This is a genomic window from Acidithiobacillus albertensis (assembly GCF_001931655.1).
GTDB classification, from domain to species: domain Bacteria; phylum Pseudomonadota; class Gammaproteobacteria; order Acidithiobacillales; family Acidithiobacillaceae; genus Acidithiobacillus; species Acidithiobacillus thiooxidans.
The window spans coordinates 192,376-212,926 of the sequence record NZ_MOAD01000001.1 but is presented as its reverse complement, the minus strand read 5'-3'; the positions used below and the strand labels follow the sequence as shown (position 1 = coordinate 212,926).

22 protein-coding genes are annotated in these 20,551 nt (G+C 53.9%); 8 read left to right on the top strand and 14 right to left on the bottom strand.

Annotation, left to right across the window (positions count from 1 at the left end; genetic code table 11):
• Window positions 1-151 precede the first annotated feature (151 nt).
• Together argS and BLW97_RS01050 are read left to right on the top strand one after the other, a co-directional pair.
• Complete coding sequence (argS, locus tag BLW97_RS01055) at window positions 152-1,891, top strand: arginine--tRNA ligase (protein ID WP_075322058.1); 1,740 nt, start codon at window positions 152-154, stop codon at window positions 1,889-1,891.
• Between the two features lie 6 nt (window positions 1,892-1,897).
• Window positions 1,898-2,785, top strand: coding sequence for an SPOR domain-containing protein (locus tag BLW97_RS01050; protein WP_075322057.1), 888 nt, complete (start codon window positions 1,898-1,900; stop codon window positions 2,783-2,785).
• On the opposite strand, the gene BLW97_RS01045 is transcribed toward BLW97_RS01050, so the two are convergent.
• The gene (locus BLW97_RS01045) at window positions 2,751-3,218 is read right to left on the bottom strand and encodes a YbjN domain-containing protein (protein ID WP_010640577.1); all 468 of its coding nucleotides are present in this window, start codon (window positions 3,216-3,218) and stop codon (window positions 2,751-2,753) included. The two genes, BLW97_RS01050 and BLW97_RS01045, sit on opposite strands and share 35 nt — an antisense overlap.
• Window positions 3,215-4,021 (bottom strand): 16S rRNA (adenine(1518)-N(6)/adenine(1519)-N(6))-dimethyltransferase RsmA, encoded by an 807-nt coding sequence (gene rsmA / locus BLW97_RS01040; protein ID WP_207650534.1) that lies wholly within the window; start codon window positions 4,019-4,021, stop codon window positions 3,215-3,217. The genes BLW97_RS01045 and rsmA overlap by 4 nt, the downstream gene beginning before the upstream one ends.
• Before the next feature lie 62 nt (window positions 4,022-4,083).
• On the opposite strand from rsmA, the gene BLW97_RS01035 reads away from it, so the two are divergent.
• Complete coding sequence (locus BLW97_RS01035; RefSeq protein WP_010640580.1) at window positions 4,084-4,638, top strand: HNH endonuclease; 555 nt, start codon at window positions 4,084-4,086, stop codon at window positions 4,636-4,638.
• Window positions 4,639-4,673: 35 nt separating this feature from the next.
• Here the strand turns inward: BLW97_RS01035 and pdxA are convergent, their stop codons facing one another.
• From pdxA to BLW97_RS00995, 8 genes are read right to left on the bottom strand one after another with little or no spacing between them, the layout of a single operon-like run.
• Entirely contained in the window at window positions 4,674-5,675 is a 1,002-nt protein-coding gene (gene pdxA, locus BLW97_RS01030) for a 4-hydroxythreonine-4-phosphate dehydrogenase PdxA (RefSeq protein WP_010640582.1), read from the bottom strand.
• The gene (locus BLW97_RS01025; protein ID WP_010640584.1) at window positions 5,672-5,923 is read right to left on the bottom strand and encodes a S4 domain-containing protein; all 252 of its coding nucleotides are present in this window, start codon (window positions 5,921-5,923) and stop codon (window positions 5,672-5,674) included. Before BLW97_RS01025 ends, pdxA begins: the two co-directional genes overlap by 4 nt.
• Window positions 5,924-5,937: 14 nt before the next feature.
• Window positions 5,938-6,858 carry an ABC transporter ATP-binding protein gene (locus tag BLW97_RS01020; protein ID WP_075322056.1) on the bottom strand — a complete coding sequence of 307 codons (921 nt, stop codon included), beginning with the start codon at window positions 6,856-6,858 and terminating at the stop codon, window positions 5,938-5,940.
• Window positions 6,851-7,168, bottom strand: a complete 318-nt coding sequence (locus BLW97_RS01015) for an STAS domain-containing protein (RefSeq protein ID WP_010640588.1) — start codon at window positions 7,166-7,168, stop codon at window positions 6,851-6,853. Before BLW97_RS01015 ends, BLW97_RS01020 begins: the two co-directional genes overlap by 8 nt.
• Window positions 7,165-7,806: an MlaC/ttg2D family ABC transporter substrate-binding protein gene (locus BLW97_RS01010; RefSeq protein WP_075322055.1), complete on the bottom strand. Its 642-nt coding sequence runs from the start codon at window positions 7,804-7,806 to the stop codon at window positions 7,165-7,167. Before BLW97_RS01010 ends, BLW97_RS01015 begins: the two co-directional genes overlap by 4 nt.
• 12 nt (window positions 7,807-7,818) lie before the next feature.
• Window positions 7,819-8,298, bottom strand: coding sequence for an outer membrane lipid asymmetry maintenance protein MlaD (gene mlaD / locus BLW97_RS01005; protein WP_075322054.1), 480 nt, complete (start codon window positions 8,296-8,298; stop codon window positions 7,819-7,821).
• Window positions 8,299-8,311: 13 nt separating this feature from the next.
• Window positions 8,312-9,094 carry a lipid asymmetry maintenance ABC transporter permease subunit MlaE gene (gene mlaE / locus BLW97_RS01000; RefSeq protein WP_010640594.1) on the bottom strand — a complete coding sequence of 261 codons (783 nt, stop codon included), beginning with the start codon at window positions 9,092-9,094 and terminating at the stop codon, window positions 8,312-8,314.
• Window positions 9,095-9,097: 3 nt separating this feature from the next.
• Window positions 9,098-9,922, bottom strand: a complete 825-nt coding sequence (locus BLW97_RS00995; RefSeq protein WP_010640596.1) for an ABC transporter ATP-binding protein — start codon at window positions 9,920-9,922, stop codon at window positions 9,098-9,100.
• 315 nt (window positions 9,923-10,237) lie between these two features.
• Between BLW97_RS00995 and speD the strand changes: the two genes are divergently transcribed.
• Both speD and speE read left to right on the top strand, forming a co-directional pair.
• The gene (gene speD / locus BLW97_RS00990) at window positions 10,238-10,639 is read left to right on the top strand and encodes an adenosylmethionine decarboxylase (RefSeq protein WP_010640598.1); all 402 of its coding nucleotides are present in this window, start codon (window positions 10,238-10,240) and stop codon (window positions 10,637-10,639) included.
• Window positions 10,640-10,757: 118 nt separating this feature from the next.
• A complete protein-coding gene (gene speE, locus BLW97_RS00985) occupies window positions 10,758-11,594 on the top strand; it encodes a polyamine aminopropyltransferase (RefSeq protein ID WP_010640600.1) in 837 nt (278 codons plus the stop codon).
• 226 nt (window positions 11,595-11,820) lie between these two features.
• Here speE and BLW97_RS00980 read toward each other — a convergent pair whose 3' ends face one another.
• Window positions 11,821-12,432 (bottom strand): histidine phosphatase family protein, encoded by a 612-nt coding sequence (locus BLW97_RS00980; RefSeq protein WP_024893424.1) that lies wholly within the window; start codon window positions 12,430-12,432, stop codon window positions 11,821-11,823.
• A gap of 128 nt (window positions 12,433-12,560) precedes the next feature.
• Here BLW97_RS00980 and BLW97_RS00975 point away from each other — a divergent pair, with 128 nt between their 5' ends.
• Window positions 12,561-12,929 carry a rhodanese-like domain-containing protein gene (locus tag BLW97_RS00975; RefSeq protein ID WP_010641189.1) on the top strand — a complete coding sequence of 123 codons (369 nt, stop codon included), beginning with the start codon at window positions 12,561-12,563 and terminating at the stop codon, window positions 12,927-12,929.
• Window positions 12,930-13,240: 311 nt separating this feature from the next.
• Window positions 13,241-14,614, top strand: a complete 1,374-nt coding sequence (gene gad, locus BLW97_RS00970; protein WP_010641187.1) for a glutamate decarboxylase — start codon at window positions 13,241-13,243, stop codon at window positions 14,612-14,614.
• A gap of 1 nt (window position 14,615) precedes the next feature.
• Here the strand turns inward: gad and BLW97_RS00965 are convergent, their stop codons facing one another.
• The 3 genes from BLW97_RS00965 to BLW97_RS00955 are packed head-to-tail and all read right to left on the bottom strand — an operon-like array spanning window position 14,616 to window position 17,820.
• On the bottom strand, window positions 14,616-16,001 hold the full coding sequence (locus BLW97_RS00965) for a sigma 54-interacting transcriptional regulator (RefSeq protein ID WP_010641185.1): 1,386 nt from the start codon (window positions 15,999-16,001) through the stop codon (window positions 14,616-14,618).
• Window positions 16,002-16,004: 3 nt separating this feature from the next.
• Complete coding sequence (locus BLW97_RS00960; RefSeq protein WP_010641183.1) at window positions 16,005-16,385, bottom strand: hypothetical protein; 381 nt, start codon at window positions 16,383-16,385, stop codon at window positions 16,005-16,007.
• Window positions 16,321-17,820 carry a HAMP domain-containing sensor histidine kinase gene (locus BLW97_RS00955; RefSeq protein ID WP_031571028.1) on the bottom strand — a complete coding sequence of 500 codons (1,500 nt, stop codon included), beginning with the start codon at window positions 17,818-17,820 and terminating at the stop codon, window positions 16,321-16,323. Before BLW97_RS00955 ends, BLW97_RS00960 begins: the two co-directional genes overlap by 65 nt.
• 245 nt (window positions 17,821-18,065) lie before the next feature.
• Here BLW97_RS00955 and BLW97_RS00950 point away from each other — a divergent pair, with 245 nt between their 5' ends.
• The gene (locus BLW97_RS00950; protein ID WP_075322053.1) at window positions 18,066-20,258 is read left to right on the top strand and encodes a TonB-dependent receptor plug domain-containing protein; all 2,193 of its coding nucleotides are present in this window, start codon (window positions 18,066-18,068) and stop codon (window positions 20,256-20,258) included.
• The last annotated feature ends 293 nt before the right edge of the window (window positions 20,259-20,551 follow it).

The following is a 20,551-nucleotide window of genomic DNA, read 5'->3' as shown; positions in this document are numbered from 1 at the left end:
TCCATCGATTTTTTTGCCCAGGTTAGGGTGTTTGTCCTGGATTATTCCCAGTCTATCAGAATGCGCTCCGTGACAAACATACAACAACCCCTGCCGCAAAGCGTCCACATCAGTTACACTAAAGCAAAAATTGACTGGATAAGGTAGCCCCGTGAAAGCATTTGTTCTCCAGCCCCTGCAAGAGGCCCTCAATGCCCTGCTACTGCAGGGCGTCATCCCGGAGGTTCCGGCCCAGCTCGAACTGGATCGTCCCAAGCAGGTGGAGCACGGCCATCTGGCCAGCAATATCGCCCTGCTTCTCGCCAAAAAGGCGGGGCGTAAACCCCGTGAACTGGCCGACGCCATTATTGCGGCATTGCCCGCCAGCCCGTGGATAGTGCGTACGGAAATTGCCGGACCGGGTTTTATCAATTTTTTTCTGAGCCCTGCCGCTTTTCATGCGGTCATCGAAAAAATCCAGACCGAACAAAACCAGTTCGGGTCCAACCAACGGGGCGAGCAGCAAAAGCTGCAACTGGAATTTGTTTCGGCCAATCCCACCGGTCCGCTTCATGTGGGGCACGGTCGTGGTGCTGCGTACGGTGCGAGTCTGGCCAATATTTTGCGCTTCAATGGGTATGATATTTTCTGTGAATATTACGTGAATGATGCCGGTCGGCAGATGGATATTCTGGCCGCCAGTGTTTATATGCGTTACCTCGAAGCGGCCGGACTTCTCCCCTGGCCCTTTCCTGACAACAGTTATCGCGGCGCTTATGTGCGCGAAATTGCGGCACAGCTACGCATGCAATGTGGCGACCGCCTGGAGCATGCCGCAGCCGGCATCCCCAACCTGCCTGCCATGGAAGACGCCGATGCGGCTGTGGACACACTGATCGCCCACCTCAAGCAAAGTCTGGGGGATGATTACCGCGTGCTGCACAGTGCCGGGCTGGATGAAATCCTGAACGACATCCGCAATGATCTGGAACAATTCGGCGTGCATTACGAACGCTGGTATTCAGAACGACAACTGGTCGATTCCGGAGCCGTAGACCGGGCGACAGCCGAACTGGAAGCTGCGGGACATTGCTACATTCAGGATGGCGCGCTCTGGTTCCGGTCAACCGCATTTGGCGATGACAAGGACCGGGTTCTGCGTCGGGAAAACGGTGCGTACACCTACTTTGCCTCGGATGTGGCTTACCATGCCGAGAAATTTGCCCGTGGTTTCACTCATGTTTTGGATATGTGGGGTGCCGATCATCACGGCTACGTTCCTCGCGTCAAGGCAGCGCTCAAAGCACTGGGACTGGACGACGAAAAGCTGGAAGTCGTACTGGTCCAGTTTGCCATTCTGTATCGTGGTGCGGAAAAGGTATCCATGTCCACCCGTGCCGGAGAATTTGTCACCCTGCGCGAACTGCGCGAAGAAGTTGGTAATGATGCCGCCCGCTTTTTTTATGTGCTGCGCCGCGCTGACCAGCACCTCGACTTTGATCTGGATCTGGCCAAAAAGCACTCGGAAGAAAATCCGGTATTTTATATCCAGTATGCCCATGCCCGGGTTTACTCCATGCTCCGCCAGGCTACAGAAAAAGGCTTGAGTCTTCCTGCCGATAATGAGCGTGCACTGGATTGTCTGCAGGATTCCCGCGAGCTGGCTCTGGCCGATGCACTATGGCGTTTTCCGGAAGTCGTGCACAACGCCGCCCGGGATCGGGAACCGCATCAGATTGCTTTTTATCTGCGCGATCTGGCCGCCGCTTTTCATACTTATTACAACTCCACCAAGATTCTGGTGGAGGAAACACCCCTGCGCCATGCCCGCCTGACGCTTTGCAAAGGGGTCGCCCAGACCATTGCCAATGGCTTGAAACTGCTTGGGGTCTCGGCACCGGAGCAGATGTAAACCGTCATGCGTGATTATAAGAACCAGACCAGCCGCCCACCTTCCAGAGAGCAGCGCCCGGCGCCTCCGCCCCGGAGGCCGAGGGAGCCCGAACCCGAACTGGAAATGGAGGAAGAGCAGGAAGCACTGCATTCTGCCGAAGATCGAGGCCCCAGACTCTGGCCCTGGATATTGCTCATTATCATCCTGTTGCTCAGCGCCCTGGTGTGGTGGTGGATCGCGCAATTACCCATCAACACCGGCAAACTGGGGCTCCTGTCGAAAAATTCAGGAAGCACTGCCGCCGCCGCATCAGCCAGCAGTAATGCCAAGCCTGCAACAGGGGGCAAATCATCCAGTGCCAGTTCCGTGGCATTGGCTACGGCCATCGCGCCCTCCGCTGCTCCTGCCTCCAGCACCAGCACCAGCACCAGCACCAGCAAACACGGGACAGCAGCCAGCACCACCAGCACCCAGTCAACAGCCACTGCCGCCTCCACACGCAGTGGCGTGGATTTCAACTTTTATCAGATCCTGCCAAAAATGCATGTTGATATACCGGCGGACATTCTCGGCAGTGGTCCGGGTATTCCTTCCGCAAGCACCAACAGCACTGCTGCCGTGGCCGTACATCAGCCGGTAACCATTCAGGTGGGAGCATTTACGAATCGGGCTGCCGCCGTCGTGCTCCGCGACCGCCTAGCGCTACTGGGCGTCAGCACCAGCATGACCAAAGTGGATGGCAATGGCAGTAACACGCTTTATCGCCTGCAAACCCGAACGTTTGATTCTTTGGCCGATGCCCAACCCACTCTCGCCAAAATTCGTGGCATGGGCATCACCCCTTTGCTGATTGGCAACGGCATCATCGGTGCAGCAACTAATGCACCGCTGTCCCAGTCTCCAGTGCCTTGATGGCTGCAGCGGGAGTTTCCTGACCGGCCAGCACCTTGTCCAACCCGGGCAGATAATGGTTTATGGTTTCCACACCCAACAACAGGTAGGGACGCAACAAGGCCGTAGATAATACGGCTGCCGGTGCCTGCAAAATCGTCTTGAAATTGATTTCACCATCTTCCATATCCAGCTCGAAATTACCCAGAGACAGACCATAGTTGGCACGGGTCACAAATTCGGCCACCGCCAATCGCTTGTTCGCGGTAATATCCAGATTCTGTGGACGCAAATAAAACAGGATGCGCTCACGATCTGCATGAACATGACAGAAAATATCCAGGGTGCCATTGGGTACCTGCAGTGCACAGGTCATGACCGGATAATCCGGAAGCATTTTGGCTTCCCATTCCAGTTCCATAAACAGTTTTTCAACCACTTCCACATGATTCATTGTTGGGATCCTTGTTCAGCAAAAGCCTCGGCGAGGCGAAAAAAGGCAGCCTGATCCAGTGTTTCTGCACGACAGGAAGGATCAATATCCAAGCTCTGTAACTGCTCCGCACTGAAAATGCCGCGTAAATTATTGGCGATGGTCTTGCGGCGCTGCGCAAAACTGCTGGTGACAATCCTGGTAAAAGCCGGGCGCAGATAATCGGTCAGCAAAACCGGCTTACAGGGTAGCAAACGCATGAAGGCTGAATCCACCTTGGGCGCCGGAAAAAAATTCCCGGGGCCCACTGTAAACAGAGACTCCACTTCACACCAGGCCTGAATCATCACCGATAGTCGTCCATAGGTTTTGCTGCCGGGGGCCGCCACCATGCGTTCGACGACCTCCTTTTGCAACATGAAGTGCATATCCTGAATCCGCTCTACCGACTCCAGAATATGAAAAATAATAGGGGTCGCAACGTTGTAGGGAAGATTACCCACCACCCGCAGCGACTTGTCGCTGTCACCCAGACGCGCAAAATCCACCTTCAGGGCATCGGCCTGCAGGATCGTCATTTGCCCGGGGATCGCCAGCGCTTCAAGACCGGGGATCATGTCCCGATCCAGCTCAATCACGGTCAGATGATCCAGTGCCTGGAGCAGCTTTTGGGTCAACGCCCCCGGCCCCGGCCCGATTTCCAACAGAACATCCTGCCGGTCTGGACGAATGGCATCCATGATGCGCTCCACAATGTAGGGTTGCACCAGAAAATTCTGTCCAAAGCGCTTTTTGGCTGCCGGCAAGGCCCCCACTTGCATCATCAACCTCGCTTCATGCTATATTTGGGTGACGCCTTTAGCAGGCGATGCGAAACGGAAAGCCCATGCACCTTGTGCTTCGTCTTGACGTCGGTGGTCGTCCCATGGCCTGGGAAACCTGGGAAGAAGCCGCCGCCCATTATGTCCGGGGTAATGTGGCCTGGACCCTCGGGAATCCTTTTTTCACTGCCCACGGTGGAGTATGCCGACGCAGTGGCATTCATTCCCAGCTTGACATTCATCCGGTCATTGCTGTGCGCGGTCGGCATCTTGGCAAAATCAGGCCTCCTGCCCTGTCCAATCAAACCCTGTTTCACCGCGATCATCATCTCTGCATGTACTGCGGCAAACATTATCCGGTGCGCGAATTGACCCGTGATCATATTATTCCCATTTCTCGCAAGGGCCGGGATATCTGGACCAATGTGGTGACCGCCTGCCGCAGTTGTAACAGTCGCAAGGACAACCGCACTCCGGACGAGGCGCACATGCCCTTGTTGGCGGTACCTTTTACGCCGACATGGGCGGAATATCTGTTGCTCAGCAATCGCCGTATTCTCGCCGATCAGATGGAGTTCCTGCTGGCTCAGGTGCCCGAAGGACGCAGCCGGATAGGCTAAGCGCCTGTTGTTTTCGACCTGAACCAGCTTCTCCATCAGGGCCGGTTCATATGCCGGTTACGGACAATTTCTGTGGCAGCATCAAGTGCATGGAGAAGGCTTTCGCCTTGCGCCCGCCCCGTGCCCGCCACATCCAGGGCCGTACCGTGGTCTACACTGGTGCGCACAATAGGTAAACCCAGGGTAATATTCACGGCCTCACCGAACGCATGATATTTCAGCACCGGCAACCCCTGATCATGATACATAGCCAGAACCGCGTCGGCATCCTCCAGTAAGCGCGGCGTGAACAGGGTATCTGCCGGCCAGGGGCCGGAAACCCGCATACCTTCCTGTTGCAGGGCATGAATAACCGGGATAATGATGTCAGTTTCTTCGTGTCCCAGATGCCCACCCTCACCGGCGTGAGGATTTAAACCCGCGACCATGATACGGGGCGCGGCCAGCGCAAAATCCTGAATCAGGGCAGCCTGCAAAATCCGCAGGGTTCGTTCCAGACCACCCCGGGTAATAGCGCTTGGCACTGCGGCCAGAGGCAGATGGGTGGTGGCCAGAGCAACCCGCAAGCCGCGTCCGGCCAGGAGCATCACCACTTCGTTTTGCCCACAGGATGCAGCGAGGTATTCGGTATGTCCCGTAAAGGGAATACCCGCGTCATTGATGATGCCCTTATGCACGGGCGCAGTGATCAGAGCGTCCGCCATCCCCACGCGCAGTAAATCCAGGGCTTTGTCCAAACTGCGCAACACCGCCGGAGCATTGGCAGGATCCAGATGTCCCGGCTGGCAGCTGTGCAGCAGGGGTATATCCAGCACGCGCAGAACATCGGGCTCAAGCTCAGGCCATGGATCCCCTTCCTGCCAGGGTTCCAGTCGTACCGGCAACCCCAATATCATCGCCCGGCTGCGCAGGCAATGCAGATCCCCCAGCAGAATGACGGCTGCCGGCAGGGGATGAGTAGCCAACTGCAGACAAATATCCGGACCAATTCCGGCAGGTTCGCCAACGGTCACCAACAAACGCGGCAATGTATTCATAACCCGGATTCCTCTGGCATCATTTCCACGATCCCCTCGGGTCCTTCCACCCGCTGAGGCAAGCGCAATATCCGCGCCCGCAGCAAACGGTCACGAATATCCACGGTCAGCACATCTTCTGGTTTTACTTCTGCCCCGGCCTTGGCAATCCGACCATTGATTTGCACACAACCGGCATCACAGATTTCCTTGGCGAGACTGCGGCGTTTGATGAGCCGCGACATTTTCAGGAACAGATCCAGGCGCACTGAAGCAGAGCCTTTCAGCGCATCTGTCCAAGGATGTCAGTAAAGGCATCCTCCAGACGTGGTTCCTGCAAATGCAGATCGAGAATTTGCGCAGGCAACTGCTGCAACTGGGCGAGGACTGCACCCAGAGGATTGCGTTGTGCATCAATGCGAAATACCCGGATATTTTCACTAGCCCCGGTCAGCAAATCCTCCAGCGCTGGACCCAGTTCTCCGGGGTCATGATCAAAAGTCACTTTCAGGATTCGCCAGCTTGCCGCACTCAATAAATTCTCTTTTCTGTCGAGGGCGACAATTTTTCCCTGTTGCAGGATGGCAATCCGTTCGCACAACTCCTCGGCTTCTTCCAGATAATGGGTGGTCAAAATGACCGTTCGGCCTTCGGCATTGTAACGCCGTATAAACTGCCAGAGTCCCTGGCGTAACTCCACATCCACGCCTGCAGTCGGCTCGTCCAGTACCACTACCGGCGGCCGATGTACCAGGGCCTGGGCAATCAGCACCCGCCGTTTCATGCCCCCGGATAAATTCCGCAGATTAGCATTAGCCTTGTCTGCCAGATCCAGCTCTGCCATGAGCTCATCAATCCAGTCATCATTATGGCGCAGGCCAAAATAACCGGATTGCATATGCAAAAACTCACGCACGGTAAAAAAGGGATCATAAGCCAGCTCTTGGGGAACCACCCCCAGCAATTGCCGGGTTCGGCGAAAATCTCTTTCGACATCGAACCCGAAAATTTCCGCTACGCCACTGGAGCGGCGAACCACACCGGCAAGAATATTAATGAGAGATGACTTACCCGCCCCATTGGGGCCCAGCAAACCGAAAAACTCACCGGCGTGAATATCCAGATCCACACCGGTCAGCGCCAGATGTCCGCTCTGATAGGCTTTACGTAAACCCTGAATGTGAATGGCGGGGCAATCAGTCATGGTCAATGTGCAGCATGTCCTGTAAACGATAAAGCGCCACCAGTTCCTGCAAGGGCTGCGATATCCCGCGAATTTGCAACGTCATCCCTCTGGACGCCTGGACCTGTGTCCATTCCATGAGCAGGGCAAGGGTGGCACTGTCTCCGGCCTCAAGCTCATTCAGGGCAATCACCGCACAGCTCTGACTTTCCCTGCTCCAGTCAAAGCGTTTGAGCAGTCCGTCCAGATGCGCAACCCGCCAGTCGCCCAGCAAGAAGAGCTGGGTCTGTCCGCCGACTTCACGGCGCTGCCAGCTGGCTCCCAGACTCAAGCGGGCTGCTTCCCAGAACTTTTTTCAGTCGCATCTTTCTCGGTCATTTGCTGGAGCAAGGCGGGGATTCCGCGACTGGAAGCTATCTGCCCGAAACTCTGTCGATAATTAAGAACCATACTCACACCATCAATGTAGGTGTTATATATCCGCCAGGTATGATCGGTGTAGAGCAGGGCATAAATGACCGGAATATCCGGACCACCATCAGCTTGGCGGATAACCATGTTGACCTGGGCTACAGGCGGGTCTTGGGAAACCTGCTGGCTACCCGTGATTCTTACCGTCTGCCCATGATAATGATTCAGCGCATTACTATAGGTACGCACCAGCAGATCCTTGAAAAGGACTACAAACTCTTTCTGCTGCGCAGGATTCATCTGCCGCCAGTACTGCGCCATGACATATTGGGACATAGTGTTGAAGTCCATATGCGGCAACACAATATCTGCCACCTGCTTTTTGACAGCCGGGGTGATGGGTTTACCTTTGTTGGCGCGCAGCACCTTCAAGACGTTATTTGTGAGTTCATGGACCACGGTGACGGCACCCTGGGCGTTGGGAGCATCCGTAGCACTGGCCGGCACAGTCCAGGCGAAAATCAAACATAACAGCGCAATCCAGGTGATCTGACGCATCAAAATTTCTCCTTATTGACTTCCTGAAGACTTGCTGCTTCCTGCAGCCTTGCTGAACACCATCTGACCAATCATCTGATCAATGTTAACGGCCCCCTGAGTCATGGTGATGGTAGCACCGGGCTTGAGGTTCTGCGGCATGCCACCCGGCTGAATGGCAATATACTGTTCACCCAGCAGTCCCTGGGTATAAATCGAAGCGCCCGTATCAATCGGCAGCTTGATGGACGGCTCGATGCGCATGGTCACATTGGCCATATAGGTTTTCGGATTCATACCAATATGGGTAACTTCACCAATAGTGACGCCACCAATTTTAACCGGGCTGCGAGTCTTGAGACTGCCGACATTGGTAAAATCGGCATGCAGCACATAACCACTATCATAGGCAAAGCCGGAAAGATTCCCTACCCGTAATGCCAGCACCACCAACGCTGCAATGCCCAGCAGTACGAATATGCCGACCCACCAATCTATTGCCCGAGTTTCCATGTGCTTCCTGCCCTCAGCTGAATAGCAAAGCTGTAAGAATAAAATCAAGACCCAATACGGTCAGCGAGGCTGTCACCACACTCAGCGTCGTTGCATTACCTACCCCTTCCGCCGTCGGCCGCGCCGTATATCCTTTCCAGGCGGCAATCCAGGTCACCACCACACCAAAACACAGCGCCTTGAACAAGCCGGTGAGTATATCCCCTGAAAAGGTCACGTTAGACTGCATCTGCGCCCAAAAAGTCCCACCATCCACACCTAATACCGGCACGGAAATCAGATATCCGCCAAAAATCCCGACCAGATCAAAAATCGCGCAGAGTATGGGCACCGAGATGATTCCCGCCCAAATGCGGGGAGCAACTACCCAGGCAAGGGGATTAACCGCCATCATTTCCATGGCGCTCAACTGCTCGGTGGCTTTCATCGAGCTGATTTCTGCAGTCAGCGCAGAGCCCGCACGCCCGGCAAATAGCAAAGCGGTCAGCACCGGCCCCAGCTCGCGCAGCAAAGACAAGGCAATCAGCGTTCCCAAAGCCGAAGTGGCCCCAAAGCGCACCAGCGCGTAATAACCCTGAAATCCCAGAACCATGCCGGTAAAAAACGCCGCGACCACCATAAGAATCAGTGAACGCACACCAAAACCATAAATCTGCCGGAATAACTGCTGAAAGCTGAAATGCCGATTAAACACACTCAGCAGGCTCGATAACAGAAAACGACTGGCGGCACCCAGGCCGGGAACGGTTTGCAAGGCGCGTCGGCCCAATTGCGGAATAAATTCGAGCATAGCCATAGGCTATAGCACCTCGCCAGCGGCATGACTGTCCCGCAACGCTGCGGCATAGTCCTGCCGGGCCGGATAATGGAAAGGCACCGGCCCATCGGGCTGCCCCCCCAAAAATTGTCGAGCCAGGGCAGAATCACTGGCACGCAAGTCTGCCGGGCTGCCCTCAGCAATGATTTTGCCACCCGCCAGAATAAAACCGTAATCGGCAATGGAAAAAGTTTCTTCCACATCATGGCTCACCAACACGCTGGTCGCCCCCAGGGCCGTATTCAGCCGTTTGATGAGTGAGGCAATAATGCCCACGCTGATGGGATCCAGCCCGGTAAAAGGTTCATCATAAAATATCAACATCGGATCCATGACGACCGCCCGGGCCAGGGCGATTCTGCGCCCCATTCCTCCCGAAAGCTCTGCCGGAAACAGACCCGCAGCGCCACGCAACCCCACTGCCTCCAGCTTCATCATGACCAGCTTGCGCAGCAGGTTCTCCGGAAGGCGGAAATGCCGGCGCAGCGGAAAAGCCACGTTTTCAAAGGCAGTCAAATCAGTAAACAAAGCACTGTGCTGAAATAACATACCCATCTGCCGACGCAGAGCATACATGGCATCCTCACTGAGCTTTTGCAGATCCTGCCCGGCAATACGAATCTGGCCCGATTGTGGACGCAAAGTCCCTGCCATGAGATTGAGCATGGTCGTCTTGCCCCCGCCACTGGCCCCCATCAGCGCAACAATGGCACCCCGGGGAATGTGCATGTCTACTCCCGCCAGCACCGGGTGCGAGCCACGGGCAAAGCGCACATTATCCAGCTCTACAAGAGCCTCAGCAGCCATGAGCATCCTTGTTCCATTATCAGTCAGGGGTCAGAGTATAAACCGAACGGTCAACAGGGTACCAGAACAGCAGAATATCGGCCTGCGGGCAGATCTAAAAAAATCTCAAAAATCCCTTGCATCCCATGCGGATAAGTGTATAGTTCGCATCCTGTTTCCACGGCACCGAAAGCAGTTACTAAGGGGGTCAGTCCTTAAGAGACTTGGAGCACGGCATGGCCACGTTCCAGCAAGGTAGGGCATAAAACCAAGTACTGTCTGGGGGTGCACGGGAGCTACTTCTTAACCTTTTCAACTTTGGTAAGGGGGGCACCTATGCGCTCGTTAGGACATCAAATCGTTGCAGACTTTTATCACTGTGACGGCAGTACCTTGTCTGATGTTGATTTTGTCACGGATGCCATGCTTGAGGCCGCCCGGCGCGCCAACTGCACCATTGTGACGCAAACCTTTCACCACTTTTCTCCTTACGGAGTCAGTGGTGCCGTAATCGTTGCGGAATCTCATCTGGCCATTCATACCTGGCCCGAATATGGTTATGCAGCGGTAGATGTATTCACCTGTGGCGATATCATTCAGCCTGAAGATGCCTTGAATTACCTCAAGGAAGCTTTTGGTGCCGGCCAGGTCTCCACCATGGAGATGAAACGCGGGCAAGTAGACATGATGGGCATTCCCGCCCATGAACTGCGCGTCAAGCCGGTTCTCTGCGCCTGAAAGTATCCGTCACCACAGCGGGCGGGCTCTGAATACCGGAGCCCGCCTTTTCTTTTATCTCATTCTTCCGCAAAATCCACGCGGGGACATACCATTCCGGTCACAATGAGAGGCAATCATGAGCACAGAACTTTGGTATACCGAACGCTATGAAGAACATGGCGCGAGCTTGAGCCTGAAAATCCGCGAAGTACTGCATCGCGAACAAAGCCCGTACCAGACCATAGAAATCTTTGAAACGGAACATTTTGGCACCCTCATGACTCTGGATGGTCTGGTGATGGTCACCGATCGTGACAATTATCTGTACCACGAAATGATGAGCCATCCCGCCCTGTTTACCCACCCCGCACCCAAAAGGGTGCTGATTATTGGCGGCGGAGATTGTGGCACCCTCCGGGAAGTGCTGCGTCACCCGGAAGTGGAAGAAGCCACGCAGGTCGAACTAGACGAAAGAGTGACCCGGGTTGCCGAACGCTTTTTTCCCGAGTTGTGCGAAAAAAACCATGATCCCCGCGCCCACTTTCACTTTACAGATGGCATCGCCTGGATCAAGGAAGCCCCTGCCGGACGTTATGACGTCATCATTGTGGATTCCACGGATCCGGTAGGACCGGCTGCCGGTCTGTTTGCCACCGATTTTTATGCCGCCTGTCACCACGCTCTGGCCGAGCAGGGCGTTCTGGTTGCACAATCTGAATCTCCGCTACTGCATGCTGACCTCATTCGCCAGTGCCAAAGTCGCATGGCAGAGGCAGGCTTTGAAGCGGTGAACAGCGTGTATTTTCCCCAGTTTTGCTACCCCTCCGGCTGGTGGAGCGGCACCTTGGGGCGCAAGGGTCTGAGCATGGACGCGTTTCGCGCTGAAGATGCCAAAGCCTTTACCGGCACTCACTACTACCATGCTGGTATGCAGCAGGCAGCACAGGTAGCCCCGGCTTTCCTGCTCGGCTAAACCTGTCCGGAACTGAACCGCTTCATCCTAAAAACGGCAGTTGCCGTGGGTGCTTTTTGCTCCATTGTTCCTTGCCTGTTGTTCTAAGGCGCATCCTGCTGTCAGGAGAGAACTCGCCCTGCGGGCTCAAACAGCTCTCCTGACGGGCGCAGGATTTCGCCAAGAACAACAACGGCTCAAAACAAAAGTCGCTGCAAAGCACCCACGGCAACTGCCGTTTTTAGGTTCATTGGGCAGGCCGCCCCGGTCCGATATGGGTGTACCGGGGACAGTAATTCCAGAGATGCAAGGCTGGCGTATCATGTTCCCAAGCCAGGCGGGAAATGCTCCCGGGGTCCAGATGCAAATGATCTCCAAAGCGGAGATCCAACCCCAGCCAGCGCGTCGCCAGGGCGCGCAAAATGTGCCCGTGGGCAAAGCAAAGAACATGCTTGTGCCCTTTTGTATCCCAGTCGTGAAGCAGCCGATCGCAGCGTTTCGTCACCTCTGCCGGGCTTTCTCCCTCCGGCCCGCCACAGCGGAATATGCTCCACTCTGGATTTTCCTTGTGAATTTCCTGGGTAGTCTTGCCCTCATAACGGCCATAGCGCCATTCCATCAAATCATGATGTAATTGCGGATGCGCAAAACCGGCAAGGATGGCCGTGTGATGGGCACGAATCAGCGGGCTGGAATAAATCCCGTCAAAATGCCCCTGATTTTCAAACGCTGCCCAGAGCGCCTCGGCATCTGCTCGCCCTGCGAAGGTCAGACCAATATCCGTGTCCGAGGTATGCTTACCCTGATCCGCCCATTCGGTCATACCATGCCGCACCAGGGTAATGGATTCAATTTGCATGATGGCTCTCCTGTTTTTTGCCAGATACTCTTCAAACTATAGACGCTCCGACAAGGGGCTTGCGCGAATGGTCGTGGGTCGTTATGGTTTAATCAGTTTTTCTGATTTATCTGATCAAGGGGCGCATAATGAACAAGACAGCAATGGAACTGGTCAAGGAAGCCAAGGCAGAAATTCGGGAAATGGATTTACAGCAGGCCCATGGCAAACACCAGTCGGAAGAAGTGGTTATTATAGATGTTCGCGAAACCCATGAATTTTCTGGTGGCCATATTCCTGGTGCGCACCATATATCCCGGGGCATGCTCGAGTTCAAGGCAGACTCCCATCCGGCCCTCAAGGACAAAGATCGGGAAATCCTGGTTTACTGCAAAACCGGAGGACGTGCCGCACTGGCCGCCCAACAATTAAAGAAAATGGGTTACACCAATGTTCATTCTATTCAAGGTGGCATGGACGCCTGGGATGACGCCGATCATCCGGTTCACAAGCCCTGAAAACATCAGGGCGGGATTCGCCTGAAACCCAATTCAGCCGCAAATGGATTGGGCGAGCCTCAATCACTGCGGTCATGGGTGTGCCTTGGCAACTTTATTGAGCAGCTGCCCGACGCTAATGGCTGCCAGCGCGGCGGGGACAGTCGTTTATTATAATCTCCCCCACCATCATTCTTCGCCATAAAATGATGTCCCAATACGTTATAAAGCAACTCATCTTTCGGCGCGAGAATGCGGTGCAGCTTTGAACTTTACCCACTTGTAAAGTGACCAAAACCAGGAAGCTCTCACCCACTACCAAGGAGAACCACATGGTCAAGCGCTTTACCGAAGACAGCGATATCACCCCGGCTTATGGATCCCGGACCATGGATCACCCTATTCCCAAATACCGATTGCCTGATGGAGAAATGTCTGCGCAAACAGCCTACCAGTTGATTCATGATGAGCTTATGCTGGATGGGAACGCCCGCCTCAATCTGGCCACTTTTGTCACCACGTGGATGGAGCCTGAAGCCGAAAAGCTCATGGCTGAAACTTTCGACAAAAACATGATCGACAAGGACGAATATCCACAAACCGCCGAAATCGAAACCCGCTGTGTGAATATGTTGTCCCGTTTGTTCAATGCCAACCCCGAAGAAAAACCCGTAGGCGTCTCGGCCATTGGTTCCAGTGAAGCCGTCATGCTCGCGGGTATGGCGTTGAAATGGCGCTGGCGGAAACGCCGTCAGGATAAAGGCCTGAGCACAGAAAAGCCCAACCTCGTCATGGGCCGCAACGTGCAAGTCGTCTGGGAAAAATTCTGTCGCTATTGGGAAGTGGAACCTCGTTATATTCCCATGCAGGATGATCGATATACCCTTACTTCCGACGAAGTCCTGGCTATGGTGGATGAAAACAGTATTGGTGTCGTCGCCGTACTGGGTACCACTTTTACCGGGGAGTTTGATCCGGTCAAAGAAATCCACGATGCCCTTGTGGCCCATAATCAGCACAGCGGGTTGCAGGTTCCCATTCATGTCGACGCTGCCAGCGGCGGCTTTGTAGCCCCTTTTCTGCAACCCGATTTACACTGGGATTTTCGCCTGCCCAATGTGGTTTCCATCAACACCTCCGGGCACAAGTATGGACTCGTATATCCTGGAGTGGGCTGGGCGCTGTGGCGGGGTGAAGAGCATCTCCCGGAAGATTTGGTATTCCATGTCAATTATTTGGGCGGTGACATGCCCACTTTTACCCTCAATTTTTCCCGCCCGGGCAACCAGATTGTCGGACAGTATTACAATCTGCTGCGTCTTGGGCGGGAAGGTTACACGCGAATCATGTCGAATTTACGGGATACCGCCCTTTGGCTTTCTGGCGAAATGGCCAAAATAGGGTCGTTCAGCCTCTTGAGTGATGGCAGCGCCATTCCGGTATTTGCCGTAAGACTCAAAAAAGCCAAATCCTACAGTGTATTTGATGTATCCGAACGGCTGCGTATTCGGGGCTGGCAGGTTCCTGCTTACACCCTACCGGAAAATGCCGGTGGAATCGCCGTATTACGGCTAGTCATTCGAGAAGGATTTTCACGAGATATGGCGGGTCTGCTTTTACAGGATATCAAGAACGTGATTGCTGAACTCGAAGCAGCCCCGCCCGCCGCCAAAAAATCAGATGATCAACACTTTCATCACAATTAGCTCATTCTTCGCCTTCTTCTTCATCTACCGTTCCATTTTCCTTGAAGGCTGATGGATCCAGGTGATAGCGTCTTAACAAACGATAAAATTCGGTGCGGTTGCGCTGCGCCAACTGAGCCGCCTGACTCACATTTCCCCGGGTCATGCGCATGATCTGAATAAGATAGTTCATTTCGAAACGCCCTTTGGCATCGGCCAGGGGCATGACTTCGCCCTCTTTGTCGCGCAGGGCGTGGCGAATCAGGGGCGCACCAATACGTGGTGTGGTGGATAAAACCACCGCCTGCTCAATGACATTGGCTAACTGCCGGACGTTTCCTGGCCAGGGCGCCGCCACCAGGAGCTCCATCGCCTCCGGAGCAATACCGCGCACATCCTTGCGGTTTTTAGCGGCGGTATCGCGCAGAAAAAACTCTGCCAGCAAGGGAATATCCTCAGGGCGTTCGGCCAGGGCGGGCAATTCCAGCGTCACCACGCAAAGACGATAATACAAGTCGTCGCGAAAACGCCGTTCAGCCATTTCTTTTTCCAGATCACGATGACTGGCGGAGATGATGCGGACATCGACGGCGATGCTTTCTGTCGACCCTACCGGGCGAATCATGCGTTCTTGCAGAGCCCGTAATAATTTGACCTGCAGGGAAAGCGGCATATCACCAATTTCGTCCAAAAACAGGGTGCCCTTTTCCGCTGCCTGGAATAATCCCTGATGATTATTGGCCGCCCCGGTAAAAGCGCCTTTCTTGTGACCAAAAAGCTCCGACTCCAGCAACTGCTCCGGAAATGCCGCACAATTCAGGGCAATAAATGGCTGCGCACGCCGTGGACTGGCCTGATGAATGGCCTGCGCCAGCAACTCTTTGCCCGTACCGCTGGCACCGTGCACAAAAACGCTGGCATCGGAGGCCGCTACCAGGCGTGCCTGATCCAGCACCGCCTGCATTTTAGGGCTACGGGTCAAAATTCTATCCCAACTGGTATCCTTGCCCTTTTTTCCGGAAGATGGGGCTACGGCTGCGGTCAAACTAAAAGCGCGCTCAACCTGGGCCATCAGATCTTTACCATCAAAGGGCTTGGTCAAAAAGGCAAAAACCCCCTGATTGGCGGCCAGCAAGGCATCGGGTATGGAACCGTGGGCTGTCAAAATGATGACGGGCAAGGTGGGATACTCCCGACGAATGGCATCCAGCAGGGCCATGCCATCCATCTGGTCCATTTTAAGGTCGGTAATCACCAGCCCCGGATGCTCCATGGCCAACAGCGCCAGAGCTTCATTACCATTAGCCGCCGTACTGATGTTATATCCTGCCGTTTTCATGCGCAGCGACAACAGGCGCAGCAAATCTGCGTCGTCGTCTACCAGCAGGATTTTACCTTTATCTGCCATGATTCAGTGTCCCTGCGGGAAGCGGGCGTTTTTCTCTATTTGTACCAATTCGTTCAGTTTACGACGTAATTCGGCTTCATGCTGCTGCGACTGGAGAAGACGATTTTGCAAGTCGTTCACCTTGTTTTCCAGCTTTTGGTATCCGGGATCTCCTGCCCTTGCATCGGCCAACTGTTTACTCAGAACAGCTGCTTCGGCTTTTTCGGAAATGCAGGGTGCAGTCACCGGGGTCACTTTTTCCAGTTCGGCTATTTGTGCCTTGAGGGTTGCCAGCTCACTGGTTTTAATAATCTGTTCCCCCGGTTTGAGCAGTACGGCGTTAGACGGAAGAGCTGGGACCGGGGTGCTGGCGCATCCCGTCAGTATCAGCGGAATGATGAGCATGGGAAGCATCCTGCCCAGCAAGGGGTAAGCGCAACCTAAACCAGGCACCTGGTGTTTTTTTATCCTGCAATTCAAGACTTCCCCCATAACTCAACACATATTCCCTGGCAATGGCCAACCCGAGACCACTACCTTCTATTTTTCCGGAATCCGAAGCTTCGCCGCGATACAAAATATCAAAAATCTTTTCCCGCTCATCGGGATCCACTCCAGGACCCTCATCCTGAACGTCCAACACCGCATCTTCGTCCTGTACTTGCAAATCCACCCGTATGGTAGCGTTTTGAGGAGAAAATTTCACGGCATTTGACAACAAATTATCACAAATAGTGCGGAGTCGATCTGCATGTCCGCGAATACGCACCTCCTCAAGCCGGGTTTCCAGGTGCAATGCATTACTTCTTAGGCTGGGCTTATAACTCAGCAGCAGATCCTCTACCACATGCGTCAAAGATAACTCCTGCACCATCCCTGCCCCCACAGGCCCCTCCGCCAGACTAAAGCGCAACAAATCTTCTATGAGGCGCTGCAAGCGTAAGCTGTTATCCCCTACAATCTGTACAATTTCCTGCTGCTCAGCACTGAGATTCTGGCCGAGATCATCCTGCAACAACTCTGATCCTTCGCGAATGGCTGTGAGAGGCGTTTTCAGCTCGTGGGAAAGCTGACGCAGAAAATGCAGCTTGGCCGCTTCCAGAGCGTTCAGACGGTTCCGCAACCATTCCAGGCGATCTCCCAAACTGGCTATGTCGCGCGGACCTTTGACCGTTATGGGTGTTTCCAGATCACCTGCACCCAGCCCGGACACCGCTTGATCCAGACGCCGCACCGGTCGGGTAATGAGAATAATGAACACAATAGCTACCGCGACTGACAGGGGTAAAACCAGAAGCACCTCAAAAATGGTCAGCCGTTTAATGGCCAACGCACGCGTGCCCAGTTTACCGACCTCTGTACTAATTCCTTCATTTACATCACTTTGCAGACTTTGGGCCTCCCCGCTGGCCCGGCTGAAATCACCTGCCAGAGCACTCCGGTTGCCCTCCAGGGAAACCAGGGGTAATAGCTGACGGGCACGGGATAGATTCTCAGCCAGATGATGCAGCCGCTCCAGGTCGACCGGCGAGGGGCCTGCCGCCGCAAACTGGGTACTGGCTTTTTGGTACTCGCTAAAGCTCTGATCATACAAAACCAGTAATGCCTGATCCTGCAGTACAGTGTATTGCAGACCATAACGCTCCATGGAACGCACTGCGTTATTCATGCGATTGGCCGCATCACTCATGGCCACTGCCCGGAGAATACTGACCTGCCCCTGTTCGGCAAAATGCGCGATGGAAAGCGTCACGCTGACAATGACCAATACCAGTGGCACGATGGCCAGACCGAAGCCAAACACGACCAGCTTGGAAATGGAACTTGGACGAAGAACCATGAAGCTTTGCACTCCCAAAAATACCCAGGCTCCAGCGTAAATTCGCCGGAAACAAATCGCAAGAATATCAGATAACCTTAATATACTTTAATAATATCGCTCTATTAACCAGCAAAACATTAGAATTACAAACTACTGTGGAGATCGAATACGATCTTGCCATAAAAAAGTGAGGAAGCGTTCCCACCCGTAATCCTCAAACGCCGCAAAATTCCAAAAATAACTTTAATTATCAGGAGAATTTCATGCGACGAGCCCCCATCTATCCGCTTATCGGCGCGGTCTTGCTGGCACTGGCCAACAGCTCCGGGGCAACAACCCCGATGACCATTAACATTAACCTACCAGGATATGGATTCATGACGGACTCTGCAGATGGCGCCCTGAATGCCTCGGCCAATGCGCGTGATAATGCCCATCTGGCAAGCAATACCGCGAAGATTTTGCAGAACATCCCCGGAGGTTCTGTTTCCGCCGCAGGCGGAGTATCCGGATTGCCAGTTTTAAACGGCTTGAGTGACAATCAGCTGATCTTGCAGGTTAACGGATTCAGCACTCCCAATGCCTGTGCCAATCATATGAACCCACCACTTTCGTACTTTCCGCCAGCTGCCATTGGTCAGATAACCATCTATCCCACGGTGGTTCCGGTAAGCGTGGGGGGCAACGCTATTGGTGGGGCCGTCATCGTCAAATCTCCGCAACCAATTTTCGCAAAGACCGGCAGCCATTTTGTGAGTGGCGGCAGCGTAGGCGGATTTTATCAAAGTAATGGCCATATTTACGGAACGCATCTGAATGCCGCTGCGGCTGCCCGGCACTTCAGCATTAATTATAGCGGCTCCTATGTACATGGCGGCAACTATACCGCAGCAAAAGCTTTCAAGCCTGTAACCTACGGCATTCCCGGCGATGTGGTGGCTTCATCCCTGTATGAGGCAGTATACCAGAATCTCAATGCTGCCTACCGCTGGAAACAGCAGGTGTTGGAACTGGGCGTGCAATATCAGAGCATCCCCTACCAGGGATTTCCCAGTGCCCGCATGGATATGACCGGAAATCACAGTACCCGCCTTAACCTCCATTATCAGAGCCAATTTCAATGGGGTAAATTGGAATTACAGGCTTACAATCAGGTAGTTAAGCACAGCATGAACTTCCTTGCAGATAAAAACCCGGGCGCCATGATGGGCATGCCAATGAACACCCAGGGCGTGAATAACGGCGTAAAGGGTAAAATTGCTGTGCCTCTGGACACACGCAATCACCTGGAATTCGGTGCCAGTTACAACCATGAACATCTGAACGACTGGTGGCCCCCAGCAACCAGTAAAATGAGCATGATGGGCCCCAATACTTATATAAATATCGACAATGGCAGAAGGGATCGCTATGCCGCTTTCGCCGACCTGAAAACGCAATGGAATCCACATTGGAACAGTGATCTTGGCCTGCGGCTGGAAGATGTGCGCATGAACACCGGTCCGGTTCAAGGTTACAATGCCATGATGTATGGAAACCCGGACAACCCGCAAAGCCTGCCGGGTACATTCAACCGGAGTGATCGCCAGCGCCAGTACACCAACTGGAATTTTTCGGCCATCGTGCACTACCAGCCCGATAAACACAGTAGCTATACCCTGGGACTGGCGCGTAAAGCCCAAGCCCCCAGCCTTTACGAACTCTACCCCTGGTCCAGCAATGCCATGGCCATGAATATGATCGGCTGGTTCAACGATGGTAATGGTTATATTGGTAATCTCAACCTGAAACCAGAAACAGCCAACACGGTCAGTCTGGCTGCCAATTTCCATGGCTCAGACCCACAAATCTGGCACGTGCAAATTCAGCCTTACGTTACCTACATTCATAATTATATTGGTGCGGTCCGCTGTCCGACCAGCCTGGGAGGAGCCTGTACAGTGGCCAACCTGCACGCGGAAAGCGGTTTTGTCTATTTGCAATTCACCAATCAAACCGCCGAACTATGGGGTATCAATATGGATAGCTCTGCCCGTCTGGCACAAATCCGGCGTTATGGAACATTTACAATGTCGGCAAAAGCCGCCTATGTGCACGGGGATAACTTGAGCAACCATACGCCCCTCTACCACATGATGCCCTTAAACTTGCGACTTGCCTTGCATCAAAACTGGGGAGCATGGCGCAACACTATCGAAGAACAGCTGGTTGCCGCAAAAAACCAGGTAGACGCGCTGCGTAATGAACCGCAAACAGCTGGCTATGGCTTATTGAATCTGCGCACCGCATATCGGCAGGGCCACTGGCAGGCCAGCCTAGAACTCGCGAATCTCTTGAACCAGTTTTATGAACAATCACTTGGAGGGCTTTATCTGGGCCAGCGCCCCATGACTTATGGCACAGCACTACCTGGTTCAGGACGTTCTGTGAACATGAGCCTGCAATATCAATTTTGATATTTTATCCTGAAAACGGCAGTTGCCGTGGGTGCTTTTTGCTCCATTGTTCCTTGCCTGTTGTTCTAAGGCTCATCCTGCTGTCAGGAGAGAACTCGCCCTGCGGGCTCAAACAGCTCTCCTGACGGACGCTGGATTTCGCCAAGAACAACAACGGCTCGAAACAAAAGTCGCTGCAAAGCACCCACGGCAACTGCCGTTTTTAGATTTATCGGACGTAAAAAACCCGGAGAAGATTCCCCGGGTTCATCTGCACAACTGAACTCCGCGCCATCAGGCTGCGGATTGAAGCT

Coding starts and splice junctions, on each gene's coding strand:
- BLW97_RS01050 (WP_075322057.1), top strand. CDS start 1,898: ATGCGTGATTATAAGAACCAGACCAGCCGCCCACCTTCCAGAGAGCAG.
- BLW97_RS01045 (WP_010640577.1), bottom strand. CDS start 3,218: ATGAATCATGTGGAAGTGGTTGAAAAACTGTTTATGGAACTGGAATGG.
- rsmA (WP_207650534.1), bottom strand. CDS start 4,021: ATGATGCAAGTGGGGGCCTTGCCGGCAGCCAAAAAGCGCTTTGGACAG.
- BLW97_RS01035 (WP_010640580.1), top strand. CDS start 4,084: ATGCACCTTGTGCTTCGTCTTGACGTCGGTGGTCGTCCCATGGCCTGG.
- pdxA (WP_010640582.1), bottom strand. CDS start 5,675: ATGAATACATTGCCGCGTTTGTTGGTGACCGTTGGCGAACCTGCCGGA.
- BLW97_RS01020 (WP_075322056.1), bottom strand. CDS start 6,858: ATGACTGATTGCCCCGCCATTCACATTCAGGGTTTACGTAAAGCCTAT.
- BLW97_RS01010 (WP_075322055.1), bottom strand. CDS start 7,806: ATGCGTCAGATCACCTGGATTGCGCTGTTATGTTTGATTTTCGCCTGG.
- mlaD (WP_075322054.1), bottom strand. CDS start 8,298: ATGGAAACTCGGGCAATAGATTGGTGGGTCGGCATATTCGTACTGCTG.
- mlaE (WP_010640594.1), bottom strand. CDS start 9,094: ATGGCTATGCTCGAATTTATTCCGCAATTGGGCCGACGCGCCTTGCAA.
- BLW97_RS00995 (WP_010640596.1), bottom strand. CDS start 9,922: ATGGCTGCTGAGGCTCTTGTAGAGCTGGATAATGTGCGCTTTGCCCGT.
- speD (WP_010640598.1), top strand. CDS start 10,238: ATGCGCTCGTTAGGACATCAAATCGTTGCAGACTTTTATCACTGTGAC.
- speE (WP_010640600.1), top strand. CDS start 10,758: ATGAGCACAGAACTTTGGTATACCGAACGCTATGAAGAACATGGCGCG.
- BLW97_RS00980 (WP_024893424.1), bottom strand. CDS start 12,432: ATGCAAATTGAATCCATTACCCTGGTGCGGCATGGTATGACCGAATGG.
- BLW97_RS00975 (WP_010641189.1), top strand. CDS start 12,561: ATGAACAAGACAGCAATGGAACTGGTCAAGGAAGCCAAGGCAGAAATT.
- gad (WP_010641187.1), top strand. CDS start 13,241: ATGGTCAAGCGCTTTACCGAAGACAGCGATATCACCCCGGCTTATGGA.
- BLW97_RS00965 (WP_010641185.1), bottom strand. CDS start 16,001: ATGGCAGATAAAGGTAAAATCCTGCTGGTAGACGACGACGCAGATTTG.
- BLW97_RS00960 (WP_010641183.1), bottom strand. CDS start 16,385: ATGCTCATCATTCCGCTGATACTGACGGGATGCGCCAGCACCCCGGTC.
- BLW97_RS00955 (WP_031571028.1), bottom strand. CDS start 17,820: ATGGTTCTTCGTCCAAGTTCCATTTCCAAGCTGGTCGTGTTTGGCTTC.
- BLW97_RS00950 (WP_075322053.1), top strand. CDS start 18,066: ATGCGACGAGCCCCCATCTATCCGCTTATCGGCGCGGTCTTGCTGGCA.